The following is a 25079-nucleotide window of genomic DNA, read 5'->3' on the forward strand; positions in this document are numbered from 1 at the left end:
AAGGGGACACGGACGCGCTGGCCGCGGCTCAGTCGGCTTCACCGACGCGGCGCTGCACCCCGTCGGTCCCGATTGTGCGGGAAAGTGTGCCCCAAATCGCCCCAACATCGATTTTCGTCACGATCCGGAACAACCCCGGGTCGCACCGGCACCAGATGCCGGTATATTTACGGATACCGATCCTATCCGATCCCCTTTTGGGCTTTCCCATGGCAGATCCGGCATCCCCCGCCCCTCAACCCCAGCGCCGCCGTTGGCCGCGGGAAGAGGTGACCGTGATCGAGCCCCGACCCGCGCCGGCCGAGGCCGATGATGAACCCACCGTCGAGGTTCGCTTGGCCGTGGTGGCCGATTTGCAGGATTCGCTGCTGGTGGCGATGAACGACCTCAAGCGCCTGGAGGGGCTGCTGGATCACGCGACCAGCAACCTGTTGGACCGCTTCAACCGCGCCCTTGCCGCCGCAGATGCTCTGGAGCCGGCACACGATTCGCCCGCGCTGCAAGAGCTGCGCGAAACGCTGCGCAGCGCCGTGCTGGAGCTGCAATTCCACGACATGGCCACGCAACTGCTGGTTCATACGGGCAAAGTGCTGCGCGGCTGCGCATACACGCTGGCCGAGCAGGTCATGGAGCCCGAAGAGGACGAAGTGGGCATGGTGGTCACCCACCTGCCTCAGCGGCCCAATCCGGTCACCCAAAGTGAGATGGATGCCGGCTCCATTGAATTGTTTTGAACATTTTCACTTCCACAAGGTTCGCCCATGCACTCGATCCTGGCCGTTGATGATTCCGCCTCCATGCGCAAAATGGTGTCGTTCACCCTGGTGGGCGCGGGCTTTCAAGTGGTGGAGGCCGTCGATGGCGTCGACGCCTACGAGAAAGCACAGAAACAGCGGTTCGACCTGGTGCTGACGGACCAGAACATGCCGCGGCTCGATGGCATCGGCCTGACGCGCAAGCTGCGCGAGCATCCCCAATACGCGCAGACGCCCATCCTGATCCTGACCACGGAGTCGAGCGACCAGATGAAGCAAGCGGGCCGGGCTGCCGGCGCCACCGGCTGGCTGGTCAAGCCGTTCGACCCAAACCGGCTGATCGAAGTCATCCGCAAGGTGATCCGCTGACCCCCACGTCCACCCGCCCCGAGACGACCGAGAGCCCCGCCATGGCAGACACCGCGAATGACGGCTTCGACCTGACCCAGTTCTACCAAATCTTCTTTGAAGAAGCGGGCGAGAACCTGGAGCAGATGGAGCAGCTGCTGCTCAACCTGGACCTGGACACGGTCGACGACGAGACGCTCAACGCGATCTTCCGCTGCGCGCACTCGATCAAAGGGGGCGCCGCGACTTTCGGCTTCGAGGACGTTGCCGAGCTCACGCACCAGATGGAGTCGCTGCTCGACAAGCTGCGCCGCCATGAACTGGTGCCGACCGCGCCCATGGTCGACGTACTGCTGGAGTCGAGCGACGCGCTCAAAGGGCTGCTGGCGCGGCACCAGGGCTTGGGCGGCGAGCCACCGGAGACCTCTGGCTTGGTCGCGCGCATCCGCCAGCTGGCCAGCGGGCAGGCCGCTGCCCCCGTCGCTCCACCCCCACCGCCCCCTCCGCCCCCACCACCGCCGCCCGCGACCGCCGCGCCAGCACCCATGGGGGCTGGCGGCATGCCGGCTGCCGCTCCGCCTGGCGTCCCTCGGCGCCTGCAAGCGCGTATCGGGCCACTGGCTCGGCTCGACCTGGCAGACCCCATCAAGGACTTGTTTCGTGACATTGCCGGGCTAGGCCACATCACCGCCGAGCGCGACGAGGGCGCGTACCGCATCTACGACATCGACACCAGCAGCACCGATGACGAGCTGCTGGATCTGTTCGCCTTCCACGTTGCGCGTGACCAGGTGACGTTGGTGCCGCTGACCGGGGCACCCGAACCCGCGGCATCCACGGCATCGCCGATGACGGCATCGGCCGTCGGGACCAGCGTGGAGCACAGCCGCGACGTCATCGAGGAGGGCTTCGGACTTTTCGCTGGCGCCCCCGGCAGCCCCGTGGCGGGTACCCAGCCGGATCCAGCGACCGGCGCGCCAGTGCCTGGCAAGGACGAAGTGCATGGCTACGGCCTCTTCGCTGGCGCACCGGGCAACCCCATCACGCCTGACGAACACGCCGCCAGCGTGCAGGCCGAGACCCAGGCACATTTACACCCCGCTCAGGGCGACGCCGGCGCGCCGAGCGCGGAAGCGCGCACGCGTGAATCGGCCGCCAAGGCCGCACGGCAGGCCTCGACGGCGCAGCTCGAGACCACGACGCTGCGCGTGTCGGTCAGCAAGATCGACCAGCTCATCAACCAAGTGGGCGAACTCGTCATCACCCAGGCTATGTTGGCGCAGTACAGCCGAGACCTGGACGCTACCCTGCACCAGCAGCTGCTGGCCGGCCTCGCCGATCTGGAGCGCAACACGCGTGACCTGCAGGAATCGGTCATGTCGATCCGCATGATCCCAATGTCGGTGGTGTTCAGCCGCTTCCCACGCATGCTGCGCGACCTGGCCAGCAAGCTCGGCAAGAAGGTGGAGCTGGTCACGCACGGTGAGGCGACCGAACTCGACAAGGGCCTAATCGAAAAGATCACCGATCCCCTGACCCACCTGATCCGCAACAGCTGCGACCATGGCATCGAGCTGCCCCATGAGCGCCTGGCCAAGGGCAAGCCCGAGGTGGGCACGATCACGCTGTCGGCGGCGCACCAAGGGGGTTCGATCCTCATCGAAGTGCGCGACGACGGCCGCGGCCTGTCGCGCGCCAAATTGCTGAAAAAGGCGCGGGAAAAAGGCATCCCCTGCTCGGACGACATGAGCGACAGTGAGGTCTGGCAGCTCATTTTTGCGCCGGGCTTCTCCACCGCGGAGGTAGTCACCGATGTCTCGGGACGCGGCGTCGGGATGGATGTCGTGAAAAAGAACATTTCGGCGCTGGGCGGCTCGGTGGAGATCGACTCCGCAGAAGGCTATGGCATGAGCGTGCGGGTGCGCCTGCCGCTGACGCTGGCCATCATGGACGGCATGACCGTGCGCGTGGGCAAAGAGGTCTACATCCTGCCACTGTCATCGGTGGTCGAATCGTTCCAGGTACAGGCCAGCGATATCAACACCGTCGCCCAAAGTGCGCAGCTCATCAAGGTACGCGACGAATACATGCCGGTGGTGGAGCTCGACCGCTTGTTCCAGGTGCCCCGCGCGGGCAGCGATCCTTCGGCCAACAGCATCATGGTGGTCATCGAGTCCGATGGCGCGCGGGTGGCGCTCATGGTCGACGAACTGCTGGGCCAACAGCAGGTGGTGATCAAAAACCTCGAAGCCAACTACCGCAAGGTGCCCAACGTCTCCGGCGCCACCATCCTGGGTGACGGCAGCGTCTCACTGATCCTGGACACGTCGTCGCTGGTGCGCCGGGCGCGTCAATAACGGCGCGTTGCGCCCCTACACCACGATGATGGCCGACGCTTCCGCCACCCTGCAGTCCCGCGAGTTCGCATGGACGGTGGCGGATTTCGAGCGCATTCGCCAGCTCATCTACCGCTACGCCGGCATCAGCCTGCACGAGGGCAAGCAGGCCATGGTGTACAGCCGTATTTTGCGTCGGCTGCGCGAGACGGGCCACCAGAGCTTTCGCGCCTATTTGGATTGGCTCGAATCGCACCCGAACAGCGAGGAGTGGCAAGAGTTCGTCAACGCGCTGACCACCAATCTAACGTCGTTTTTTCGGGAGAATCATCACTTCGTCGAGCTGGCGCGCATGGTGCGCGAGGCACCGCCCACGCACGAGTGGAAGATCTGGTGCAGCGCTGCCTCCACCGGCGAAGAGCCCTACTCCATCGCCATCACGATGGCCGATGCATTGGGGCTGCAGGGCCGGTTTCGCATCTGGGCCAGTGACATCGACACGCGCGTGCTGGAGACGGCCACGCACGGCATCTACAAATTGGAGCAATTGAGCGCGGTATCGCCGGAGCAGCGGCGCAAATACTTTCTCAAGGGCAAGGGCGCCAACGAAGGCTTGGTACGTGTCAAGCCAGATCTGCAAAAACACGTCCAGTTCTTCACGCTCAATCTGGTGGAGGAGTCATGGCCGCTGCGCGAGGAGTTCGATGCGATCTTCTGCCGCAACGTCATGATCTATTTCGACCACGATACCCAACGGCAAGTGTTGCGCCGCCTGCACCGTCTGCTGCGACCGCACGGAACGCTGTTCGTCGGCCATGCCGAAAATTTCAGCGACGCCCGTGACCTGTTCCGCCTGCGCGGCAAAACCATTTACGAAAAATTATGACGGCGTCGGTGCGCACCCCCACCCATGTGCAACAGCTCAAGTCGCGCCCGCGCAAACCGGGTGAGGCTTCTTTTTTCTTCTTCGACCAGCATTTCAAATACGCCGCTGTCAAGGTACTGCCCGGCGAATACTACGTCAGCGATGAAGACATCGTCATCATGACGGTACTGGGCTCGTGCATTGCCGCGTGTATCTGGGACTCGCGACTGCGCATCGGCGGCATGAACCATTTCATGCTGCCCGAGGGGGGCGCCGACACCTCAGGCCGCTATGGCTCGTATGCCATGGAACTGTTGATCAACGAGTTGATCAAGCGCGGCTCGACCCGCGAATACATGCAGGCCAAGGTCTTCGGTGGCGGCGCAGTCATCGCCGGCATGACCAGCATGAACGTGGGCGAACGCAACACCCAGTTCGTGCTCGACTACCTGGCCACCGAGCGCATCCCCGTCGTGTCCAAAGACGTGATGGATATATACCCCCGCAAGGTGGTGTTCTTTCCCGTGACGGGCAAGGCGATGGTCAAACGGTTGGCCCATGCCCACCCGGATACACTGGAAACCCACGAGCGCCAGGGCGTCGCAACCCGTCTGGCGCAAAGCAACGCCGGCGGTACCGTGGATCTGTTCTGAATCGTTTTCTTGCCCGCATGACGAACAAAATCAAGGTGGTGGTGGTCGACGACTCGGCCTTGGTGCGGTCGCTGTTGACCGAGATCATCAACAAACAACCGGACATGGTCTGCGTCGGTGCCGCCAGCGACCCGCTGATGGCGCGCGAAATCATCCGCGAACGCGACCCCGATGTCATCACGCTCGACGTCGAAATGCCCAAGATGGACGGGCTGGAGTTTTTGTCGCGGCTCATGCGGCTGCGCCCCACACCGGTGGTCATGGTCTCGACGCTGACCGAGCAGGGGGCCGAGACAACGTTGCGCGCGCTGGAATTGGGCGCCGTGGACTTCGTCGCCAAACCGCGCATCGGGGTGGCCAGCGGCCTGCAGCAGCTCGCCGACGATATCGTCGAGAAAATCCGCATTGCGGCGCGTGCGCGCGTGCGGCGCCTGAGCGCAGCCCCTGCGCCCACGCCGACTGGCTCGAGCAGCCCGGCGTTACGCGGCATCACGGGTCACACCGCTTCTTCGCCCCCAGCGGCCCCAGCCCCTGCCACAGCCCCCAGCGCGGTGCGCCTGTCCACCGAGAAGGTGATCTGCATCGGGGCCTCGACCGGCGGCACCGAGGCCATCAAGGAAATTTTGATGGAATTTCCCCCTGATGCGCCTGCCGTGGTCATCACCCAACACATGCCGCCGGGCTTTACCGCCAGCTTTGCGGCCCGCTTGGACAGTTTGTGCCGCATCCGGGTAGCCGAAGCGCGCGACGGCGAACGGATCTTGCCCGGTCACGCCTACATCGCCCCAGGAGGCAAACAGTTTTCCATCGCCCGCAGCGGGGCCAACTACGTCGCGGTGGTGGACGACTCCCCGCCCGTCAATCGCCACAAACCGTCGGTCGAGGTGCTGTTTCGCTCTTGCGCGCGGGTACTCGGGCCCAACGCCATCGGTGTGATGCTGACCGGCATGGGCGCCGACGGCGCGGAAGCGATGAAGGAGATGCGCGACGCGGGCGCTTACAACATCGCGCAAGACGAGGCGAGCTGCGTGGTCTTTGGTATGCCGAAGATGGCGATCCAGGCGGGTGCAGTGCACGAGGTGCTGCCGCTCAAACAAATCGCGCGCGCCATCATGGAGCGCGTCGCGGCCGCCGGCGTGCGACACCGGATCTGAGCACCACGCCCTTCACACCAGCCGATCGAGCTGGCTACCAGGGACCGGTCGAGACTCCCCTTGCGCGGCCTCACCATACGTCTGGGCCGCTTCGTCTGGCGGAAGGTTGGCCAGCGGCCGGGTATTGAGGCGCGCCTGCAATTCCTCCAGCCGCTGGGCGCGCTCTTGCGCGGCCTTGATAGCCTCCTCGCCAATCACCATGTCGACCGCCGCGCGGCTGGCCTTCCACATGTTGGGCAACAGCTCCTTGATCTGGGTGTCGAGCCGCTCGAGCGCGGGATTCTTCACCTCCGGAAAATCCGCCTTGCCATCCGCCCGATTGGGGGTGCCCCCCCCACGGGCACCCTGCGCTCGGGCCGGGTCGGCCTGCGCCGCGCGCTGCTGCGCTTGTTCATCGAGGCGCCGCTGGGCTTGCGCGTCCTCAACCTCGCGGGTGCGACGCTCCTCCTCCGCTGCACGGACACGGGCGGCCAAACCGCCGCCCTCTGCCCCGGCAGCCACCCCGGACTCTTTGGCTGTCGGCGGCGGCAGCCCCGCCCGCTCGGGTGCCGCTGCATTGGCAAACCCGTCTGCGCGCTGCCCCTCTTGCGCTGGCGTGACGGGTGCCAGCACGGGCGGGGCCGCTTGCGCCTGGACACGCGCGGCCTCGCCCTGCGGTGCGACGGCACCGCCCGCAGCGTTCTCGCGCGCCACCGCGTTGCTCGGCCGCGCCGGTGTCACGGGCTGGGCCCGCACGGTCGGCGTCGACTGTGGCGCTGGCGCAACGGCAATCGATGAAATGGTCAACATGGTGCGTCCCTCACAACACCCCGCGCATGAGCTACACGCCCCGCGCTCATCCTCGTTATCGTCCAGCATGAGCCGAACTTTAGGGTGAAAAGTGCCGTTGATCAAACTTTTGTGGGCCGCTCGCGCCGTCACCTTGGCTTGCGGGTCGCCACGGCCGGTCACCGAGGCCGCCGCCCACGTAAAATGGACGCTCGTCACAGTCCGCCGCGCGTCTGACGGTCGCGCATCGCACCGCGCCGGCGCGTCTGCCTCTCAGTAAAGGATCTTTCGATGGCGACACCTCTTCCGCTGCACGACCGCGACGGCAAAATCTGGATGGATGGCGAACTGGTGGACTGGCGCGACGCCAAGGTCCACGTGCTAACCCACACCCTGCACTACGGCTGCGGGGCGTTCGAGGGCGTGCGTGCCTATGCCACCGAGCGGGGCACCGCGATCTTCCGGTTACAGGAACACACCGAGCGTCTGTTCAACAGCGCCAAGATCCTGCGCATGACCATCCCGTACTCGATGGACGAGGTCAACGAGGCGCAACGCACCGTAGTACGCGCCAATGGTCTGCAAAGCGGCTACATTCGCCCGCTGATCTGGATTGGGTCGGAGAAGCTGGGCGTCAGCCCCAAGGGCAACCGCGTGCACCTGATGGTCGCCGCCTGGGCCTGGGGGGCGTATCTGGGGGAGGAAGGCATGAAGCGCGGTATCCGCGTCAAGACCTCCAGCTACACCCGCCACCACGTCAACATCACCATGACGCAGGCGAAGACGGTGTCCAACTACACCAACTCGATCCTGGCCAACATGGAAGCCACCGACGACGGCTACGACGAAGCCTTGCTGCTGGATCCCAGCGGCTTCGTCTCGGAAGGGGCCGGGGAAAACATTTTCATCGTCAAGGGTGGAGTGATCTACACGCCTGACCTCTCCGCCGGGGCGCTCAACGGCATCACCCGCAACACGGTGCTGCACATCGCTCGTGATCTGGGGCTGGAAGTGGTGCAAAAACGCATCACGCGCGACGAGATCTACATCGCCGACGAAGCGTTCTTCACCGGCACCGCTGCCGAAGTCACCCCGATCCGGGAGCTCGACCGCGTCACCATCGGCGCTGGCATGCGCGGCCCTGTCACCGAAAAAATCCAGACCGCGTTCTTCGACATCGTCAACGGACGCAACCCGAAATACACCCACTGGCTGACCCTGGTATGACCATGCAAGCCACCACCGCACACGCCTCCCTGGTCGTCGAACTCGGCGCCGCCGACCTCAATGCCCACGGCGGCGTCCACTGCCCACACCCCAAAGCGGGGATGGAGCTCTGGAACAGCCACCCACGCGTATTTCTGGACGTGGTCAAAACCGGTGAAGCCACGTGCCCCTATTGCGGCACGGTGTATCGACTGCGGGCGGGTGAAGTAGTCAAGGGCGGGCATTGAGCGCGCCTCTATGCCTCTATTCATGGCAGATGCTCGGCCTCCGTCGGGCCACTGGCATGAGCGCGTCGTCGCCGGGCTAGTGACCGGCGCGGCGTTTGCCCTACCTGCTTTCAGCCTAGGTTTGCCCAGCGGCTACTCTTGGGGCGCGCTGATGCTCGTGCTGGCGGGCTTCGTCGCACTCTTTTCAGGTGGTGCGCGCACGTGTTGGCAGCTGTCGCATTGGCGGTGGTTTTCCATCGCCGTGGCGCTGATGGGTTTGGTTTGGCTGCTGCGCATCGACATCGATTGGGGGCGGCCGCTCACCATCGAAGCGTTTGGCCGCATCGCCAAATACGCGTTGGCACTGATCGCCATCACCGCCGTCTGCCGAAAGCCACCCCCAATCGGCTGGCTGAAGCTGGGCTGCTGGACCGGCGCCTGGTTTGCTGGTCTGACGGCCGCCTGGCAAATCCATGTCCAAGGCATGGAGCGCGCCTCTGGTTATACCAACGCCATTCAGTTTGGTGACATTGCCGTTCTGCTGACGGTGTGGAGCCTGCTCTGGTGGCGCCATGCGGGCGGTGTCGTGGCCAAACTATATGCGGCCGGGGCCATCGTGGCGGGTGCATACGCGGCCCTGGCGTCGGGTACGCGCGGGGGATGGATCGTTGCTCCTGTGCTGCTGATGCTGGCCTGGTTGCTGGATGGCTCACGCCGCCGTTCATTACCATCGCTCAATAAGCAGACGTGGTTTTTATGGGGTTTTGCCGGAATTGCCAGCCTCATCGCGGCAGGAGTGATATCCCACCACACACCACAATGGGGAGCAAGACTCGCGCAGATTCCACTGGAGTGGAGCCTTTTCCGCGAGGGTGGAGTGAGCGAAACATCGATAGGCCATCGACTGGCCCACTGGCAGCTTGCTTGGGATATGGGTTGGGATCGGCCGATGCTGGGATGGAGCGAGGCAGGATACGACCGCGAAAAGCAATATCGTGTGATTTTAGGCGAGGCTCCACCCGTCGTTCTGCGGTTTGGCCATGCTCACCATGAATGGCTGGATTTGTGGGCGAAAGGGGGGCTAGCGGGCGTCGGCGCGCTCGCACTTTTTTTCGGGATTCCGCTGTTGATTTACATTCACTCACTACGCCAAAACGCCACATCGACTGGGCATGAGAGCGGGGAACTATGCACGGCTGCCGTTTGCGGTGCCGTGCTCGTTCTAGGTTTCTTTGGTTTCGGCATGACCCAGGTTCTGTTCGCCCATAACAGTGGAAATATGATGTACCTGTTCATGAACCTGCTCTGGATGGGCGCAACAGCTCCCCGGTCACACCGGCAGGTATGACGGCCTCCCCATCGACAACCCAACCACAGTCGGATCGAAAGCGGCTGCGGGTTTTGCACTTCGTCACTGGGGGATTTTCCGGGGCCACCCAAGTGGCCATCGACCTGTGCGCGGCAACGGCCGATGACCAAGAAACGCTGTTGGTACTACGACGACGCGCCAACGATCCGACGGCACGGGTCGCGCAACTGCGTGCCCAAGGGCTGCGCGTTGAACTGGTGCCCCGTCGTCCTCATCTTCTGACTATTTGGCGATTGCGGCAACTGTGCTTGGTGTGGCAACCAGACATCCTGGTTGCGCATGGCTTCAGTGATCACCTCTGGGGACGATATGCTGGTTTGTTGGCAGGGGTTCCCCATTTGGTCCATGTCGAACACAATGTGCGTGAGCGGTACGGCTGGTGGCGGCGCCAACAGTCTCTGTGGTTGGCACGGCGTACCGATGCACTGGTTGCCGTCTCGGATGCCGTTCGTGAAGCGCTGGTTCGACTCGGCCACCCGCCGGAGCGCTGTATCACTATCCACAACGGCATCGACCTTGGCCGTTGGACTCAAGGTCTGCCTTGGAAGGACCGAGAGAATGCCGTGGTCATGGCCGCACGGTTTTCGCGTCAGAAAGATCACACCACTTTGATACGGGCCGTGCATCAAATGGTCAAGAACGGCAACCCCATTCCCGTCTATCTTGCAGGCGGCGGTAGCCATCGATGGCAAAAACGATCGCAGGCGCTGATTGCCGAACTGGGTGTTCAACCCTGGGTACGGCTTTTGGGTCCTACCGACGATTTGCCGGCACTGTATGGTCGAGTTCGGTATTGCGTCCTCAGCTCGCATTATGAAGGCTTACCACTGGCGTTGCTCGAGGGTATGGCCAGCGGCTGCTGCGCCATTGGTTCCGACGTGGAGGGTATCCGCGAGGTGGTAGAGCCGAATCGCACCGGAATCCTGGTGCGTCATGCCGATCCCGAGGACCTGGCCCGGGCGCTGGAATGGCTGACGCGGAACCCTGATCAGGCTAGCGAGCTCGCGGCGTCGGGGCAGCGTAAAGTAGCCCAGCAGTTTGGCCGGCAACAAATGATCGAACGCTACCGCACGCTTCTCAGGCGTTTGACCCAGCGTTTTTAATCGCCGGCTGAACCAGCTCGACGTCTCGCTACCACAATCCTTCAGACGGAATGGGAAGAACGTCATGAAACCGGAAAGGATTGACGGGCGCCATACCATGCGTTGCGCAGCGAATAATCTGCCTGCAGACTCCAACGGCGTAAACGCTCACCCCACCTCCGATGGGGACGCCCCCCTACCCAGATGCTGCTGTCTTCGGAGGAAGGGGCCATGGTGACGATCGAGGGCAGGACGCCATAAACGCGTAGGTCGCACTCCCACCAATATCGCACATCCACATCGACCGGGCGGGCGAAGGGAATGCGTCGATTCAGCAATTTTCGCGCACCTGCGCGACTGAGCACGTAGCCGTTGCTCATGCTCGGCACCCGCTGGTAAATGATCCAGTCCCAGTCGCCTGTGAGCGCTTGGCGCGCACGGGGCCGCTCGTCGGGACGGCTATAGAGTTTGATCAGGTCCCAACCCTCATTCCCAAGGTTTTGCAGCGCAGTGATGATCTCGCAAAATCTATCGGCGAGAGCAACATCGTCTTCCAACACGACGATGGCTGGCCAATCCGATGCAAGCAGATGCTCACACGCCCGCAAGTGACTGGCATAACAGCCCTTCTCGCCATCGACCAAGGGCCGAAAGAACTGTCTCGCATTCAGCGACGGCGAATACAGGCGCGCCTGCTCTTGGGGTGACAACGCCGACCACAACACGCCAGGCAATCGAGTATGGGGAAAAGGCAGCTCCGACAGCAGCGCCTCCATGCGCTCGCGCCGTTGGACGTCACGGTCCAGGTTGATGTAAACCAGCGGCCACACAGTCGAACGCTGCCCCATGGGCATCCATCACGACACGATATACACCCCCGCCCCCGTCGCCAGCAGCTTGCCGTCGAGGGCGAGGAAGGCCATGCGCGTAGAGGCCACGCGCGAGCCCAGGCGCAGCACCTCCGCTTCCAACCGGAACCCCTCGCCGATACCGGGGCGCAGATAGTCGACGCGCAAGTCGATGGTGCCGAGTTTCGCAAAACGCTGCAGCCGCTGCGGCACGGGTTCATCCATGTGGCGCGCGCCGATGGCCGCCATCACGGCCAGGCCGCCCATCGCGTCCAGACTCGCGCTGATGACGCCGCCGTGGATGCGATGGTAGGCAAAGTGCCCCACCAGATCCGGGCGCATGTCGATGTGGGCGGTCACGCGCTGGGGCTCGATGGCATCGATGCGTAGGCCCAAGACGCGGTTGAAGACGATCTTTTGTTCGAAAATCTCGCGCACGCCGTCGATGAACTCGGCTTCGAACGGCGGCATCGGGGACGCAGCGGCAGCGGAGCGGCTCATGGTTGGCGCACGCGAGTCGTCGAGTAAAAGGATGGCACTACACCCGGCTGAAGTCGGGCGTGCGCTTTTCGAGGAACGCCTGGAACGCTTCTTTGGCGGCGGGGCCGCGCAAGAGTTGCGCAAACACAGTGGCCTCGTCGTGGATGCACTGCACCACGGCGTTTTGCTGCGCGCCCTTCATGAGGCGCTTCGTCTCCATCAGCGACGCCAGGGGTTTGGCAGCGAGTTTACGGGCCACCCCTTGCGTGTAAGCGTTGGCCTCGGTGGGCGGCAGCACTTTGTTGACCAGGCCGACTTCCAGCGCGGCTTCGGCATAGATCGGTTCACCCAGCAGCAGCGCCTCGGCCGCGCGGTGGTAGCCCATCATGGCAGGTGCCAGCAGGCTCGCGGCGCCTTCCACGCACAGCCCCAGGTTGACGAACGGCATAGAAAACGCCGCGTTGTCGCCCGCGTATACCAAGTCGCAGTGGAACAGCATCGTGGTGCCGATGCCCACCGCCGGTCCGCACACGGAGGCCAGCAGCGGCTTCGGGAACGTGGCGATGGCACGCAAAAAGCGCAGCACGGGGCTGTCCGCCCCCATCGGGGGCTGGTTCAAAAACTCCTCGATGTCGTTGCCCGCGCAAAACATCGATTCGCTGCCCTGGATGACCACGGCACGCACGGCCGAGTCGTCGACGGCCGTGGCCAGCGCATCGGCCAGCGTGGCGTACATGGCGCTGGTCAGCGAGTTTTTGCGCGCCGGGCGGTTGAGCGTGAGCGTGAGCACGCCCGCTTCGCGGTGTTGCAGGATATCGGACATGGCGTGCTCCATCATACCCGCTCAAAGATGCCGGCGGCGCCCTGCCCCATGCCCACGCACATGGTGACCATGCCGTAGCGCAGCTGGTGGCGGCGCAGGGCGTGCACGACGGTGGCGGAGCGGATGGCACCGGTGGCGCCCAGCGGGTGCCCCAGCGCGATGGCGCCGCCCATGGGGTTGACCTTGCCGGGGTCGAGCCCCAGTTGGTTCATGACCGCCAGCGACTGCGCGGCAAACGCTTCGTTGAGTTCGATCCAGTCGAGGTCGTCCTGCTTCAGGCCCGCGGCGCGCAGCGCGGCGGGGATGGCCTCGATGGGACCAATGCCCATGATGTGCGGCGGCACGCCGCGCGCGGCATAGCCGACGAACCGCGCCAACGGCTGCAGGCCGAATCGTTTGACCGCCTCCTCACTGGCGAGGATGAGCGCGCCGGCCCCGTCGGACGTCTGCGAGCTGTTGCCCGCGGTCACAGTGCCCAACCCGGTGGGGGTGAGATCCGCCCGGCGGGGGGTGGCGAACACGGGCTTGAGTTTGCCCAGCGCCTCCAGGTTGGTGTCGGCCCGCGGGCCTTCGTCCAGCGTGACGGTGCGCGTGCGGGTACGAACCTCACCACTGTCGAGGTCGAGCGTGCGCTCGACCACGTCCACGGGCGTGATTTCGTCGGCAAATTCGCCAGCCTGCTGGGCGCGGATGGCGCGCTGGTGCGACTGCAGCGCAAACGCATCTTGCGCCTCACGGCTGACCTTCCATTGCTGCGCGACCTTCTCTGCCGTCAGACCCATGCCGTAGGCGATGCCGTAGTCCTCGACATTGTCCAGGTTGGCAAAGATGCTGGGCGACAGGCTGGGCGTGTTGCCCATCATGGGCACCATGCTCATGCTCTCCACGCCGGCGGCGATCATGACGTCGGCCTCGCCGACGCGGATGCGGTCGGCGGCCATCTGCACGGCCGACAGGCCCGATGCGCAAAAGCGGTTGACGGTGATGCCACCCACGCTCTTGGGCAGACCGGCCAGCACGGCGCCCACGCGCGCGACGTTGAGGCCCTGCTGGGCCTCAGGAATCGCGCAACCGCAGATCACGTCTTCGATGGCAGCGGGGTCGAGGCCCGGCACTTGGGCGACGGCAGCGCGCAGCACGTGGGCCAGCAGGTCGTCGGGCCGGGTGTGGCGAAAGTAGCCCTTGTGGGATTTGCCGATCGGCGTGCGGGTGGCCGCGACGATATAGGCGTCTCGAAGGTGTTTCATGTCGGGTATCTCCGCATCGGGGTCAGTTGCGCAGCGGCTTGCCGGTATTGAGCAGCGCCATGATGCGTTCCTGGGTCTTGGGCTGGGTGATCAGGGCGCAGAAGGCCTCGCGCTCGAGCTTCATCAAGTACTCTTCGCTGACCAGGGTGCCCGGCTCGACGTCACCGCCGGTGACGACGTGGGCGATGCGGCTGGCGATCTCGAAGTCGTACGCGGTCATGAAGCCACCGTCGCGCATGTTGACCAGCGACCCCAGGATGGTGGCCTTGCCCGAACGCCCGGCGACGGGGAAGAGCCGCTTGAGCGGCGGGCGGTAGCCGGCCTCGGCCATGGCCTGCGCGGTGCGCAGCGCCACGAACAGCAGCTCGTCGCGGTGCGGCACGATCAGGTCGCTGTCCAGCAGGTAGCCCAGCTTTCGGCTCTCCAACGCGCTCGTGCCCACGGTGGCCATCGCCGCAGCCTTGAAGCCTTCGGTCAAGAAGGGCAGCAAGTCGGTGCCGGTCGACAGACGCGCGTTTTCCGCGGCGCGGCGGGCGATATAGGTCAGCCCGCCCGCGCCGGGAATGAGGCCCACACCCACTTCCACCAAGCCGATGTAGCTCTCCATGTGCGCGACACGGCGGGCACAGTGCACCGCCAGCTCGCAGCCGCCACCCAGCGCCATGCCGCGCACCGCAGCCACGGTCGGCACCAGCGCGTAGCGCAGGCGCAGCATAACGCGCTGCATCTCCGACTCCACCGACTCGATGGCCTGCACGCCCATGGCCGCAAACGCGGGCAGCGTGGCCTGCAGGTCGGCACCCACCGAAAACGGCTCGTCGCCCGACCACACGACCAGGCCGCCAAAGCGCGCCTCGGCCTCATCCACCGCGCGGTCCAGCCCCTCCACCACCGCCGGGCTGATGGCGTGCATTTTGGTCTTGAGGCTGGCGATTAGCACATCGTCCAGTCCGGGACGCGCCAGCGTCCACAGGCGGATCGCGTCGTCCTCATACACCGTGGTGCCATCGGTGCGCCAGTCGGGGCCGGTCTCACCGAACACGCGCTCGCGGTAGAGCTGGCGCGCGTGCACCGGCAGCGTGCGCGGCGGCTCGAACCGACCGGTGGCCGGGTTCCACGAACCTTCGGGCTGGTGCACCCCACCGCGCTCGGCCACCGGACCGTGGAACACCCACTCCGGCAGCGGCGTGCGGCACAGTGCGCGCCCAGCGTCGATATCTTCCTGCACCATGCGTGCCACGTCCAGCCAGCCCGCCTCTTGCCAAAGTTCGAACGGCCCCTGGCTCATGCCAAAGCCCCAGCGCATGGCCTGGTCCACGTCACGCGCGGTCTCGGCGATGGTTTGCAAGTGCACCGCGGCGTAGTGAAAACCGTTGCGCAGGATGGCCCACAGGAACTGCCCCTGCGGCCCCTCGGCGTGGCGCAGCAGCTTCAGCCGTTCGGCCGCGGGTTTTTTGAGCATACGGCCGTACACCTCGTCGGCCTTGGCGCCCGCGGGCACGTAATCGCCCTTGGCCAGGTCGAAGCGCAGCACATCACGCCCCGCCTTTTTGTAAAAGCCCGCCTTGGTCTTTTGGCCCAGGTGGCCTTTGTCGAGCAGTGCCTGCAGCACCGCCGGGGTGGCAAAGGTGTCGTAGAACGGGTCGGTCTCGGGGTTGAGCTGGGTTTGCATCGTGCGGATGACGTGCGCCAGCGTGTCCAGCCCCACCACGTCGGCGGTGCGGAAGGTGCCGCTGGAGGCGCGCCCGAGCCGCTTGCCGGTGAGGTCATCGACGATGTCGAACGTCAGCCCGTAGCGCTCGGCTTCGCGCATGGTGGAGAGCATGCCCGCGATACCGATGCGGTTGGCCACGAAGTTGGGCGTATCTTTGGCGCGCACCACGTTCTTGCCCAGCGTGGTGGTGACAAACCCCTCCAGCGCATCCAGCACGTCGGCGCGCGTTTGCGCGGTGGCGATCAACTCCACCAGCGGCATGTAGCGCGGGGGGTTGAAGAAGTGGATGCCGCAAAAACGCGGGCGCAGCGCCTCGGGCAGCGGCTCGGCGAGCTGGCCAATGGACAGGCCCGAGGTGTTGGTGGCCAAAATGGCGTGCGGCGCCAGGTGCGGGGCGATGCGCGCGTAGAGCTGGTGTTTCCAGTCCATGCGCTCGGCGATCGCCTCGATCACGAGGTCACACTCGCCCAGCCGCCCGATGTGTTCGTCATAGTTGGCGGGCTCGATCAGGTCGGCCTCGTCGGCCACGCCCAACGGGCTGGGTTTGAGCTTTTTCAGGTTGGCGATGGCCTGACGGGCGATGGCGCTCTTGTCGGCACCGTCCTTGGGCAGGTCGAACAGAATCACGGGCACGCGCACGTTGACGAGATGGGCGGCGATTTGCGCGCCCATGACGCCCGCGCCCAGCACGGCCACGCGGCGAACTTGGAATCGAGACATGGATAGGGTTCCTCGCGGTCAGCGGGCGCGGCGCGTCACTGCGCGCGCACCCAGGTTTGGGTACGACCGATGAACAGCACCGAGCCGCGCACCTCCAGCTTGGCCCCGCCCTCGACGGGCGTCAGGCGCACGTTGTAGGTCTTGCCGGATTCGGGATCGAGGATGGTGCCGCCTTCCCAGACGTCCTTGCCCTCGACCTTGCGCACGCCGCGGATGATCTCCAACCCCACCATGGGCTGGTCTTTGCGGTCATCGGTGCAGGCGGTGCAGCGCCGGTTGGGGTCCGCCCCCTTGCGCAGCAGCTTTTCGATACGACCGGTCAGGACACCGTCTTTCTCGGTGATCACGACCTCGCTCTTGAGCTCCTTGGTCTGGTCGTCGATGGTGTGCCAACGGCCCACCGGGGTCATTTGCGCCCAGGCGGGCAGCACCAGGGCCGACAAGACAGTGACGAAGGTGGTACGGATGTTCATCGATCGTCTCCTCTGTGAGTGAAAAATGCCGTTCAAATACCCTCGACACCCAGGGCGGCGTCGGTGTTCATCAGCGACGCCACGCCCGCGCGCGCCTGGCGCGTGAGCGTCGCCGTCTCCGGGAAGAGGCGCGTGAAGTAAAAGCGCGCCGTTTGCAGTTTGCCCTGGTAGAAGGGGTCGGTGCTGCCCGCCGCGATCGCCTTGAGCGCCGCCGACGCCATGCGCGCGAAGAAGTAGGCAAACACCAGATGCCCCGCCACGCGCAGGTACGGCACGGCCGCAGCACCCGCCTCGTCGGGGTTTTGCAGCGCCTTGAAGCCCATTTCGGTGGTGAACTTGGTCATCTGCTCAGCCAGCTGCGCCAGCGGGTTGATGAATTCGCTCATCTTCTCGTTGACGCCCTCTTCCTCGATGAGCGCCTGCACCAGCTTGCCGAACTTCTTGAGCGTGGCGCCGTTGTTGGCCAGCACCTTGCGCCCCAGCAAGTCGAGCGACTGAATGGTGTTGGTACCCTCGTAGATCATGTTGATGCGGGCATCGCGCACGAACTGCTCCATGCCCCATTCTTTGATGTAACCGTGGCCGCCGAAGACCTGCAGGCACTCGTTGACCGCGATGAAGCCGTTGTCGGTCAGGAATGCCTTGGCGATCGGGGTCAGCAGCGCCAGCAGCTCGGCGCTGTCCTTGCGCACCTGTTCATCGGGGTGGTGCAGCTCCTTGTCCAGCAGCAGCGCACAGTAGATCAGCAGTGCACGGCCGCCCTCGGCGTAGGCCTTGGCGGTCAGCAGCATGCGGCGCACGTCCGGGTGCACGATGATGGGGTCGGCGGGCTTGTCCTTGGCCTTGGGGCCGGAGAGCGCGCGCATCTGGATGCGGTCCTTGGCATACGCCAGTGCGTTTTGGAACGCCACCTCGGTCAGGCCCACCGACTGGTTGCCCACGCCCAGGCGCGCGGCGTTCATCATCACGAACATCGCCTGCAGCCCCTTGTTCGGCTGGCCCACCAGCGTGCCCACGGCGCCATCCAGAATCATCTGGCACGTAGCGTTGCCGTGGATGCCCATCTTGTGCTCGATGCCGCCACAGTAGATGGCGTTGCGCTCGCCCAAGCTGCCGTCGGCGTTGACCTTGAACTTCGGCACCACGAACAGGCTGATGCCCTTGGTACCCGCGGGGGCATCGGGCAGGCGCGCCAGCACCAGGTGCACGATGTTTTCCGCCAGATCGTGCTCACCGGCCGAGATGAAGATCTTCTGCCCGGTCAGCTTATACGTGCCGTCGGGCTGGGGTTCGGCCTTGGTGCGCAACAGGCCCAAATCGGTGCCGCAGTGCGGCTCGGTCAGGCACATGGTCCCGGTCCACTCACCCGAGGTGAGCTTGGGCAGGTACAGACGCTTTTGCTCCTCGGTACCGTGCGCGTGTAGGCATTCATAGGCGCCGTGGCTCAAGCCGGGATACATCGTCCAGGCTTGGTTGGCGCTGTTGAGCATCTCGTAGAACGCCTGGTTGACCACGAACGGCAGGCCCTGGCCGCCGTACTGCGGATCGCAGCTCAGCGCCGGCCAGCCACCGGCCACGTACTGCGCATACGCCTCTTTGAAGCCGCTGGGCGTGGTCACGGTGTGCGTGGCCTTGTCCAGCCGGCAGCCCTCGGCGTCCCCGCTGATGTTGATGGGGAAGGCCACCTCGGCGGCAAACTTGCCGCCCTCCTCCAGCACGGCATTGATGGTGTCGGCATCCACCTCGGCGTGCGGCGGGCAGACCTTGAGTTCATCGACGACACGCAGCACTTCGTGCAGCACGAATTGCATGTCGCGCAGGGGCGGGGTGTACTGGGGCATGGGGAGTCTCCTTCCGAAAACGGGCAGACAGGGGTTGAAAGAAGCCCCGGCGCTTACGCGAGGTAGCGCGCCAGGATGTTGTCGAAACCGGTGCGGGCGCGCTGCAGGCCCTCGGCCGTACGCAGGAAGCGGGCTTCGTAGTGCAGCGCCAGGATCAGGCCGTGGATCTCGAAAGCGATCTGCGCCGGGTCGGCGTCGGTACGCAGGTGGCCTTCGTCGATAGCGAGCCGAATCGCGCGGCGCAGCGCGGCCTGCCAAGTCGTGACCGTCTCCACCAACGCGTCGCGCACGGGGCCAGGGCGGTCGTCGAACTCGACCGCGCCGCTGATATAGATGCAGCCGGAGTCGATCTCCAGCGAGGTCTGGCGCATCCAGTTGTCGAACAGCGCGCGCAGCCGCGGCAGCCCGCGGGGCTGCTCCAGCGCCGGACGAAAGACGTCGCGCTCGAAGCGCTCGTGGTATTCGCGCACCACCGAAATCTGCAGCTCTTCGCGCGAGCCAAAGTGCGCAAAGACGCCGGACTTGCTCATGCCCATGACCTCGGCGATGGCGCCGATGCTCAAACCCTCCAGCCCCACTTGCGACGCCAGCGACAGCGCGGCATCGATGATGGCAGCCTTGGTCTGCTGGCCTTTTTGGGCGGCCTTGGACAGCCGGGGCTGGCTGGCGCTGCGAGCGCGGCGCGCGGGTGTCGCGACGGTGGCGCTGCTCGACGGGCGAACGTCTGCGGTCATGCGGCCCTCTAAAATAAAACGAACGATCGTTCTATTTTAGAGGCCACTCGTGGGTTGTCAACCGAAATTTTTGCGACCGGTGCTGGGCAGCTGCCTTGGGGACACCGACCGCGCACGGCGCGCCACTTCAGTGCGAGCGGATCATGGTGCCAAACGGCTGGTCACCAAGCACCTCGAGCAGTAGCGCATGCGGCACACGCCCGTCGATAATGTGCACCGCCTTGACGCCACTCTTGGCGGCATCCAGTGCACCGGCAATCTTCGGGATCATGCCACCGCTGATGGTGCCATCCGTCACCAGCTCGTCGATGCGCCGCGGCGTGAGCTCGGTCAACAGCTGGCCGTCTTTGTCCAGCACGCCGCGGATGTTGGTCAACATCAACAGCTTTTCGGCCTGCAGCACGGTGGCCAGCTTGGCCGCCACCACGTCGGCGTTGATGTTGTAGCTCTCGTTGTGCTCGCCAAAACCAATCGGACTGACCACCGGGATGAACTGATCCTCCTGCAACGCGCGCACGACCGAGGGATCGATGGAAACAATGTCGCCCACCTGGCCAACGTCGTGCTCCACGCTCGGATCGTTGACATCGACCATGCGCAGCTTGCGCGCGCGAATCATGGCGCCGTCGCGCCCGGTCAGGCCCACCGCCTTGCCGCCCGCGCGGTTGATGAGGCCGACGATGTCTTGCTGCACCTCGCCGGCCAGCACCCACTCGACGACCTCCATCGTCTCGGCGTCGGTCACGCGCATGCCCTGGATGAACTGACCCTGCTTGCCCAGGCGCTTGAGCAGCCCCTCGATCTGCGGCCCTCCGCCGTGCACCACGACGGGGTTGATGCCCACCAGTTTGAGCAGCACCACATCCTCGGCAAACGCGGCCTGCAAGAGCGGATCCGTCATCGCATTGCCGCCGTACTTGATGACCATCGTCTTGCCGTGGTAACGCCGGATGTAGGGCAGCGCTTGGCTCAGGATTTCGGCCCGGTCGGCGGGGGCCACGTGCGAAAGATCGCGGGGAGGTTGGTTCATGGTGGCTAATGCGGCTACGATCGAACAAATGTCAGCATCGGAGGGCATTGTGCCGCAAGAAATCGAGCTCAAGTTTGCGCTTGCGGGCTGGCGCGCCGAACAGGCCCTGCAGCGGCTAAGCCAGCATCCGCTGCTGCGCCGGCGCAAGCGCCAGCAACAGCGCCTGATCAACCGTTACTACGACACGCCCGACGGCTGGCTGCGCCAGCAGCGCTGTGCGCTGCGCATCCGCGCCATCGAGCCGCTGCCTGGCGCGGCGGGCGTGCCGTCTGAAGCCGCTCGCCCGGTGCGCACCTACGAGCAGACCCTCAAAACCGCCGGCAGCGGCCACGGCGCTTTGAGTGTGCGCGGGGAGTGGACGGCCCCGCTGCGGCGACCCGCGCTGGATGAGGCCGCGTTACGCTCGACACCGCTGGCGCAGGATCCGGCATTCGACACACAGGTGCGGGCACTGCAACCCGTGCACGAGACCCGCTGCGTGCGCACCACCTGGGTCGTGCGTAGCCGCGACGGCAGTGTGGTCGAGGTCGCGCTCGATGCCGGCGACATCCGCGCGGCTGGACGACGCGCGCCGCTGCTGGAGCTCGAGCTGGAGCTCCTGCGGGGTGACGCCGATGCACTGATCGCCATGGCCGAGGCGCTGGCTCAGCACCTGCCGCTGTTGCCCGCGCGCATCAGCAAGGCCGAGCAGGCGCAACGCCTGGCCGATGGTACCCACGACGCCCCCATCACCGCCCGCGCGCTCGACTTGCCGCGCGCGGCGGACCCCGCTTGCGTGGCCCGCGCCGCTCTGGGCGACGCGCTGGGGCAGTTGTGCGACAACCTCGCGTTGGCCGCCCGCAGCGACGCGCCAGAGGCCATCCATCAGGCCCGTGTCGGTTGGCGGCGCTGGCGCAGCCTGTTGCGGCTGCTGCGCCCGTGGCTGCCTCCCCCGCCCGCGATGCAAGCGCTGCGCCCCCTGCTAGACACCCTGGGTACGGTGCGCGATCTGGACGTCGCGCGCACCGAAACCCTGGCCGAGTGGGGGCCGCTGTATGTCGAAGACGAGTCCGCCCACCCCGAGCGCGTGCGCGCCGTGGAGCGCGCCCAGCAGCAGCTGGCGCGCGGCGCGCACCAAGCCCGGCGCGCCCTGCGCGCGCAGCTGGGCGACCCCGCCATCACTGCCGCGCTGGTGGCGTGCGCCGCCTGGCTGCAGCAGCTGCCGGCGCAGGTGGACGCCGACCCCGACTGGGGTATCGAGCGCTTGGCGCGCTGGCACGCGCGGCTGCAGCGCCACCTGCGCACCGCAGACCCTGCCCAGCCCGGCGCTGCCGAGGCCCTGCACGAGGCGCGCCTGCTGGCCAAACGACTGCGCTACGGCTCGGAAGCGTTGTCGCCCACCCTGCCCGGGCGCGCCGCGCGGCGCCTGCAGCGCTGGCAGCGCGACGCCCGCGGCTGGCAAACCCGCATCGGCCGCTGGCGCGACCTGCTGCGCGCGGCGCAACTGCTCGAGGGGCCACGCGCCGCCCCGCCGTCGAGGGCACTGGCCGCGTTCCTGCGCGGGGCGGCCGTGGCCGGTCAACGCGCAGAAATCGCTGCCTGACCCCGGCCGCTGCGGAACCCGGCGGCGGCGGAAACGATCCCACGCGATAACCTTACTCTCTCCATGGTCATGAACACACACCCGCGCCCCGCTGCCACTGACACGCCCGCCGCCGACACCCCATGGCACGCGCTGCCCTGCGACGACGTGCTGCACCAATGGCAAAGCTCGGCGCGCGGCTTGGGCAGCGCGCAGGCGCAGGCGCGGCGCGAGCGCTACGGCCCCAACCGCCTGGCCGAAGCCCCGCCCACCCCGTTGTGGCGGCGGGTGCTGCGACAGTTCAACAACCTGCTCATCCTCATCCTGCTGGCGGCGGCCACCATCACGGCGCTGCTCGGGCATGGCATCGACGCCGGCGTCATCCTGGCGGTGGTATTGCTCAACGTCACCATCGGCCTGATCCAGGAGGGCAAGGCCGAGCGCGCCCTGGCCGCCATCCGCGCGCTGCTCACGCCTCACGCGCAGGTCTGGCGCGACGGGCGCTTGGTCGAGGTGGACGCGACCGAACTCGTCCCCGGCGACGTGGTGCAACTCAGTGCCGGCGACCGCCTGCCCGCCGACGTGCGCTGGCTGCGCACGCACGACGTGCAGGTGGACGAATCCATGCTGACCGGGGAGTCCGTGCCCGTCGGCAAAGACCCCGCCCCCGTCGACGCGCACGCTGCGCTCGGCGACCGGCGCAGCATGGGCTATGCCGGCACACTGGTCACGCGCGGCCAGGGCACCGCAGTCGTCGTGGCTACCGGCATGGCGACCGAGATGGGGCGCATCGGCCGCCTGCTACAAAGCGTGGGCGACACCGCCACGCCACTGGTGCGACAAATGGCGCAAATGGGGCGCTGGATCACGCTGGCGGTGCTGGCCGCCGCCGCGTTGTTGTTCGGCGTGGGCTGGGGGTTGCGCGGGCTGCCAGCACTGGATACCTTCATGGCAGCGGTGGGGCTGGCCGTGGCCGCCATCCCCGAGGGGCTGCCCGCGATTCTGTCGGTGACGCTGGCCATCGGCGTGCAGCGCATGGCGCGACAACGCGCCATCGTGCGCCAGTTGCCTGCGGTGGAGACGCTGGGCTGCGTCACCGTCATCTGCTCCGACAAGACCGGGACGCTGACGCGCAACGAAATGACGGCACAGACCGTCGTGCTCAGCGACGGTATCGTCACGGTGGAAGGCAGCGGCTACGCCCCTCAGGGCGCGCTGCTGCGCGACGGGCACCCACTGCAGGCGGCGGAGCTCTGGCGCGAAGCCCCCGCACTGTTGCTGCTGGCCGAAGGCGTGGCGCTGTGTAACGATGCCGCGCTGGTACAGGACGAGTCGGGCCAGTGGCAGCTCAGCGGCGACCCGACCGAGGGCGCCTTGCTGACACTGGCGATGAAAGCGGGGCTCGACCCCAACACCTTGCGCGAAGAGCGCCCGCGCGTCGCGCTGCTGCCGTTCGAGTCGGAGCGCCGCTACATGGCCACCGCGCACGCCGATGGCGACACACTGCGCGTGTGGGTCAAAGGGGCGCCGGAGGCGATTCTGGCGCGCTGCTCCCACGTGCTCGACGATCGGGGAAAGACCGTCGCACTCGACGCCGCCCCTTGGCAAGCCCAGGCCGACGCCCAAGCGGCCCAGGGCCGACGGGTACTGGCCGTGGCCACGGTGCGCGTGCCCGCGGGTAACGCGCTCACCCATGACACGGTGCGCGACGGGTTGACCCTGGTCGGCCTGGTCGGCATCATCGACCCGCCACGTGAGGAGGCCATCGAGGCCGTGGCGCAGTGCCGTGCCGCCGGCATCCGGGTCAAAATGATCACGGGTGACCACCTGGTCACCGCGCGGGCGATCGCCGCCCAACTCGGCTTGGGCGAGCACCTGCAGGCCATGGCGGGGCAGACGATCGACACCCTGGACGACGCGGCACTGCGGCGCGCCGTGCGCGAGGTCGACGTCTTTGCGCGCGCGGCGCCCGAGCACAAGCTGCGACTCGTGCGCGCGCTGCAGGCCAACGGCGAGGTGGTGGCCATGACGGGCGACGGCGTCAACGACGCCCCTGCGCTCAAAGCCGCCGACGTGGGCGTGGCCATGGGCCACAAGGGCACGGATGCCGCCAAGCAAGCCGCCGCCGTGGTGCTGACGGACGACAACTTCGCCACCATCGCGCGCGCCGTGCGCGAAGGCCGCACCGTCTACGACAATCTGCGCAAGGTCATCACGTTTTTGCTGCCCATCAATGGGGGCGAATCGGTGTCACTGCTGGTGGCGGTACTGTTCGGGCTGGCGCTGCCCATCGCACCGGTGCAAATCCTCTGGGTCAACATGGTCAGCTCCATCGCGTTGGCCATGGTGCTGGCGTTCGAGCCCACCGAACCCGACATCATGCGCCGCCCCCCACGCCCGCCGGGCGAACCGATCCTGACCCCCTTCGTGCTGTGGCGCATCGGTTTGGTCTCCACGCTGTTTGCGGCCGGCATCTTCGGCACCTACCAATGGGCGCTGGACGCCGGCTACCCCCAGGCCATGGCGCAGACGCTGGCCGTCAACACGCTGGTGGCGATGGAGATCTTCTACCTGTTCAGCGTGCGCTACGTCAAGGCCCCTTCTTTCACCTGGGTGGGCGTGCAGGGCACCCCGCGCGTGCTGGCCGCGGTGGGCGCCGCGTGCGCGCTGCAGGCGGGCTTTACCTACCTGCCCCTCATGCAAACGTGGTTTGGCAGTGCGCCGCTGCCGCTGCCGTGGATCGGCATCAGCGCCGCCATCGGCGTCGCCGTCCTGGGGGTGCTGGAGCTAGAAAAAGCGCTGCTGCGCGCGAGGCGCTAGACTAGCGGGCTTTCCCCGGTTCAGC

22 protein-coding genes are annotated in these 25079 nt (G+C 66.1%); 12 read left to right on the forward strand and 10 right to left on the reverse strand.

The genetic code is table 11. The features are described from left to right. Nucleotides 1-377: 377 nt before the first annotated feature. Genes ACPYIS_RS13870 through ACPYIS_RS13895 form a run of 6 tightly spaced genes read left to right on the forward strand, consistent with a single transcriptional unit; the run spans nt 378 to nt 6111 of the window. Entirely contained in the window at nt 378-734 is a 357-nt protein-coding gene (locus ACPYIS_RS13870) for a hypothetical protein (protein ID WP_299020474.1), read from the forward strand. 27 nt (nt 735-761) lie between these two features. Continuing rightward, nucleotides 762-1124 (forward strand): response regulator, encoded by a 363-nt coding sequence (locus ACPYIS_RS13875; RefSeq protein WP_299020467.1) that lies wholly within the window; start codon nt 762-764, stop codon nt 1122-1124. Between the two features lie 41 nt (nt 1125-1165). Beyond that, on the forward strand, nt 1166-3460 hold the full coding sequence (locus ACPYIS_RS13880) for a chemotaxis protein CheW (RefSeq protein WP_424894498.1): 2295 nt from the start codon (nt 1166-1168) through the stop codon (nt 3458-3460). A 25-nt stretch (nt 3461-3485) separates the two neighbouring features. Further along, on the forward strand, nt 3486-4325 hold the full coding sequence (locus ACPYIS_RS13885; protein WP_424895243.1) for a CheR family methyltransferase: 840 nt from the start codon (nt 3486-3488) through the stop codon (nt 4323-4325). Then, nucleotides 4322-4957 carry a chemoreceptor glutamine deamidase CheD gene (gene cheD / locus ACPYIS_RS13890; protein WP_424894497.1) on the forward strand — a complete coding sequence of 212 codons (636 nt, stop codon included), beginning with the start codon at nt 4322-4324 and terminating at the stop codon, nt 4955-4957. The genes ACPYIS_RS13885 and cheD overlap by 4 nt, the downstream gene beginning before the upstream one ends. Before the next feature lie 17 nt (nt 4958-4974). Further along, nucleotides 4975-6111, forward strand: a complete 1137-nt coding sequence (locus ACPYIS_RS13895; protein WP_424858873.1) for a protein-glutamate methylesterase/protein-glutamine glutaminase — start codon at nt 4975-4977, stop codon at nt 6109-6111. A gap of 12 nt (nt 6112-6123) precedes the next feature. On the opposite strand, the gene ACPYIS_RS13900 is transcribed toward ACPYIS_RS13895, so the two are convergent. Then, entirely contained in the window at nt 6124-6900 is a 777-nt protein-coding gene (locus tag ACPYIS_RS13900) for a hypothetical protein (RefSeq protein WP_424894496.1), read from the reverse strand. 270 nt (nt 6901-7170) lie between these two features. On the opposite strand from ACPYIS_RS13900, the gene ACPYIS_RS13905 reads away from it, so the two are divergent. Genes ACPYIS_RS13905 through ACPYIS_RS13920 form a run of 4 tightly spaced genes read left to right on the forward strand, consistent with a single transcriptional unit; the run spans nt 7171 to nt 10784 of the window. Then, nucleotides 7171-8106 (forward strand): branched-chain amino acid transaminase, encoded by a 936-nt coding sequence (locus tag ACPYIS_RS13905; RefSeq protein ID WP_299021911.1) that lies wholly within the window; start codon nt 7171-7173, stop codon nt 8104-8106. Beyond that, the gene (locus ACPYIS_RS13910; RefSeq protein ID WP_424894495.1) at nt 8103-8333 is read left to right on the forward strand and encodes a zinc-finger domain-containing protein; all 231 of its coding nucleotides are present in this window, start codon (nt 8103-8105) and stop codon (nt 8331-8333) included. The genes ACPYIS_RS13905 and ACPYIS_RS13910 overlap by 4 nt, the downstream gene beginning before the upstream one ends. 10 nt (nt 8334-8343) lie before the next feature. Continuing rightward, on the forward strand, nt 8344-9660 hold the full coding sequence (locus ACPYIS_RS13915; protein WP_424894494.1) for an O-antigen ligase family protein: 1317 nt from the start codon (nt 8344-8346) through the stop codon (nt 9658-9660). Next, on the forward strand, nt 9657-10784 hold the full coding sequence (locus tag ACPYIS_RS13920; protein WP_424858869.1) for a glycosyltransferase family 4 protein: 1128 nt from the start codon (nt 9657-9659) through the stop codon (nt 10782-10784). The genes ACPYIS_RS13915 and ACPYIS_RS13920 overlap by 4 nt, the downstream gene beginning before the upstream one ends. 62 nt (nt 10785-10846) lie before the next feature. On the opposite strand, the gene ACPYIS_RS13925 is transcribed toward ACPYIS_RS13920, so the two are convergent. The 9 genes from ACPYIS_RS13925 to argB all read right to left on the reverse strand — a co-directional run bounded on the left by ACPYIS_RS13925 (nt 10847) and on the right by argB (nt 20673). After that, nucleotides 10847-11611: a glycosyltransferase family 25 protein gene (locus ACPYIS_RS13925; RefSeq protein WP_424894493.1), complete on the reverse strand. Its 765-nt coding sequence runs from the start codon at nt 11609-11611 to the stop codon at nt 10847-10849. Nucleotides 11612-11620: 9 nt separating this feature from the next. Continuing rightward, complete coding sequence (locus ACPYIS_RS13930) at nt 11621-12112, reverse strand: thioesterase family protein (protein ID WP_424858867.1); 492 nt, start codon at nt 12110-12112, stop codon at nt 11621-11623. A 37-nt stretch (nt 12113-12149) separates the two neighbouring features. Further along, on the reverse strand, nt 12150-12914 hold the full coding sequence (locus ACPYIS_RS13935; RefSeq protein ID WP_424858866.1) for an enoyl-CoA hydratase: 765 nt from the start codon (nt 12912-12914) through the stop codon (nt 12150-12152). 11 nt (nt 12915-12925) lie between these two features. Beyond that, entirely contained in the window at nt 12926-14161 is a 1236-nt protein-coding gene (locus tag ACPYIS_RS13940; RefSeq protein ID WP_424858865.1) for an acetyl-CoA C-acyltransferase, read from the reverse strand. Nucleotides 14162-14183: 22 nt separating this feature from the next. After that, entirely contained in the window at nt 14184-16595 is a 2412-nt protein-coding gene (locus tag ACPYIS_RS13945) for a 3-hydroxyacyl-CoA dehydrogenase NAD-binding domain-containing protein (RefSeq protein WP_424858864.1), read from the reverse strand. A 35-nt stretch (nt 16596-16630) separates the two neighbouring features. Next, nucleotides 16631-17068 (reverse strand): DUF2147 domain-containing protein, encoded by a 438-nt coding sequence (locus ACPYIS_RS13950; protein WP_424858863.1) that lies wholly within the window; start codon nt 17066-17068, stop codon nt 16631-16633. Nucleotides 17069-17100: 32 nt separating this feature from the next. After that, nucleotides 17101-18909 carry an acyl-CoA dehydrogenase C-terminal domain-containing protein gene (locus ACPYIS_RS13955; protein ID WP_424858862.1) on the reverse strand — a complete coding sequence of 603 codons (1809 nt, stop codon included), beginning with the start codon at nt 18907-18909 and terminating at the stop codon, nt 17101-17103. Nucleotides 18910-18962: 53 nt separating this feature from the next. Beyond that, nucleotides 18963-19643 carry a TetR/AcrR family transcriptional regulator gene (locus ACPYIS_RS13960; protein WP_299019507.1) on the reverse strand — a complete coding sequence of 227 codons (681 nt, stop codon included), beginning with the start codon at nt 19641-19643 and terminating at the stop codon, nt 18963-18965. Between the two features lie 127 nt (nt 19644-19770). After that, nucleotides 19771-20673 carry an acetylglutamate kinase gene (gene argB, locus ACPYIS_RS13965; protein WP_299019505.1) on the reverse strand — a complete coding sequence of 301 codons (903 nt, stop codon included), beginning with the start codon at nt 20671-20673 and terminating at the stop codon, nt 19771-19773. Nucleotides 20674-20701: 28 nt separating this feature from the next. Between argB and ACPYIS_RS13970 the strand changes: the two genes are divergently transcribed. Together ACPYIS_RS13970 and ACPYIS_RS13975 are read left to right on the forward strand one after the other, a co-directional pair. Beyond that, nucleotides 20702-22255 (forward strand): CHAD domain-containing protein, encoded by a 1554-nt coding sequence (locus ACPYIS_RS13970; protein ID WP_424858861.1) that lies wholly within the window; start codon nt 20702-20704, stop codon nt 22253-22255. Between the two features lie 63 nt (nt 22256-22318). Continuing rightward, nucleotides 22319-25054, forward strand: a complete 2736-nt coding sequence (locus ACPYIS_RS13975) for a cation-translocating P-type ATPase (RefSeq protein ID WP_424894490.1) — start codon at nt 22319-22321, stop codon at nt 25052-25054. Nucleotides 25055-25079 lie beyond the last annotated feature (25 nt).

The sequence above is a fragment of the Tepidimonas sp. HKU78 genome (assembly GCF_049860815.1).
Classification (GTDB): Bacteria; Pseudomonadota; Gammaproteobacteria; order Burkholderiales; family Burkholderiaceae_C; genus Tepidimonas.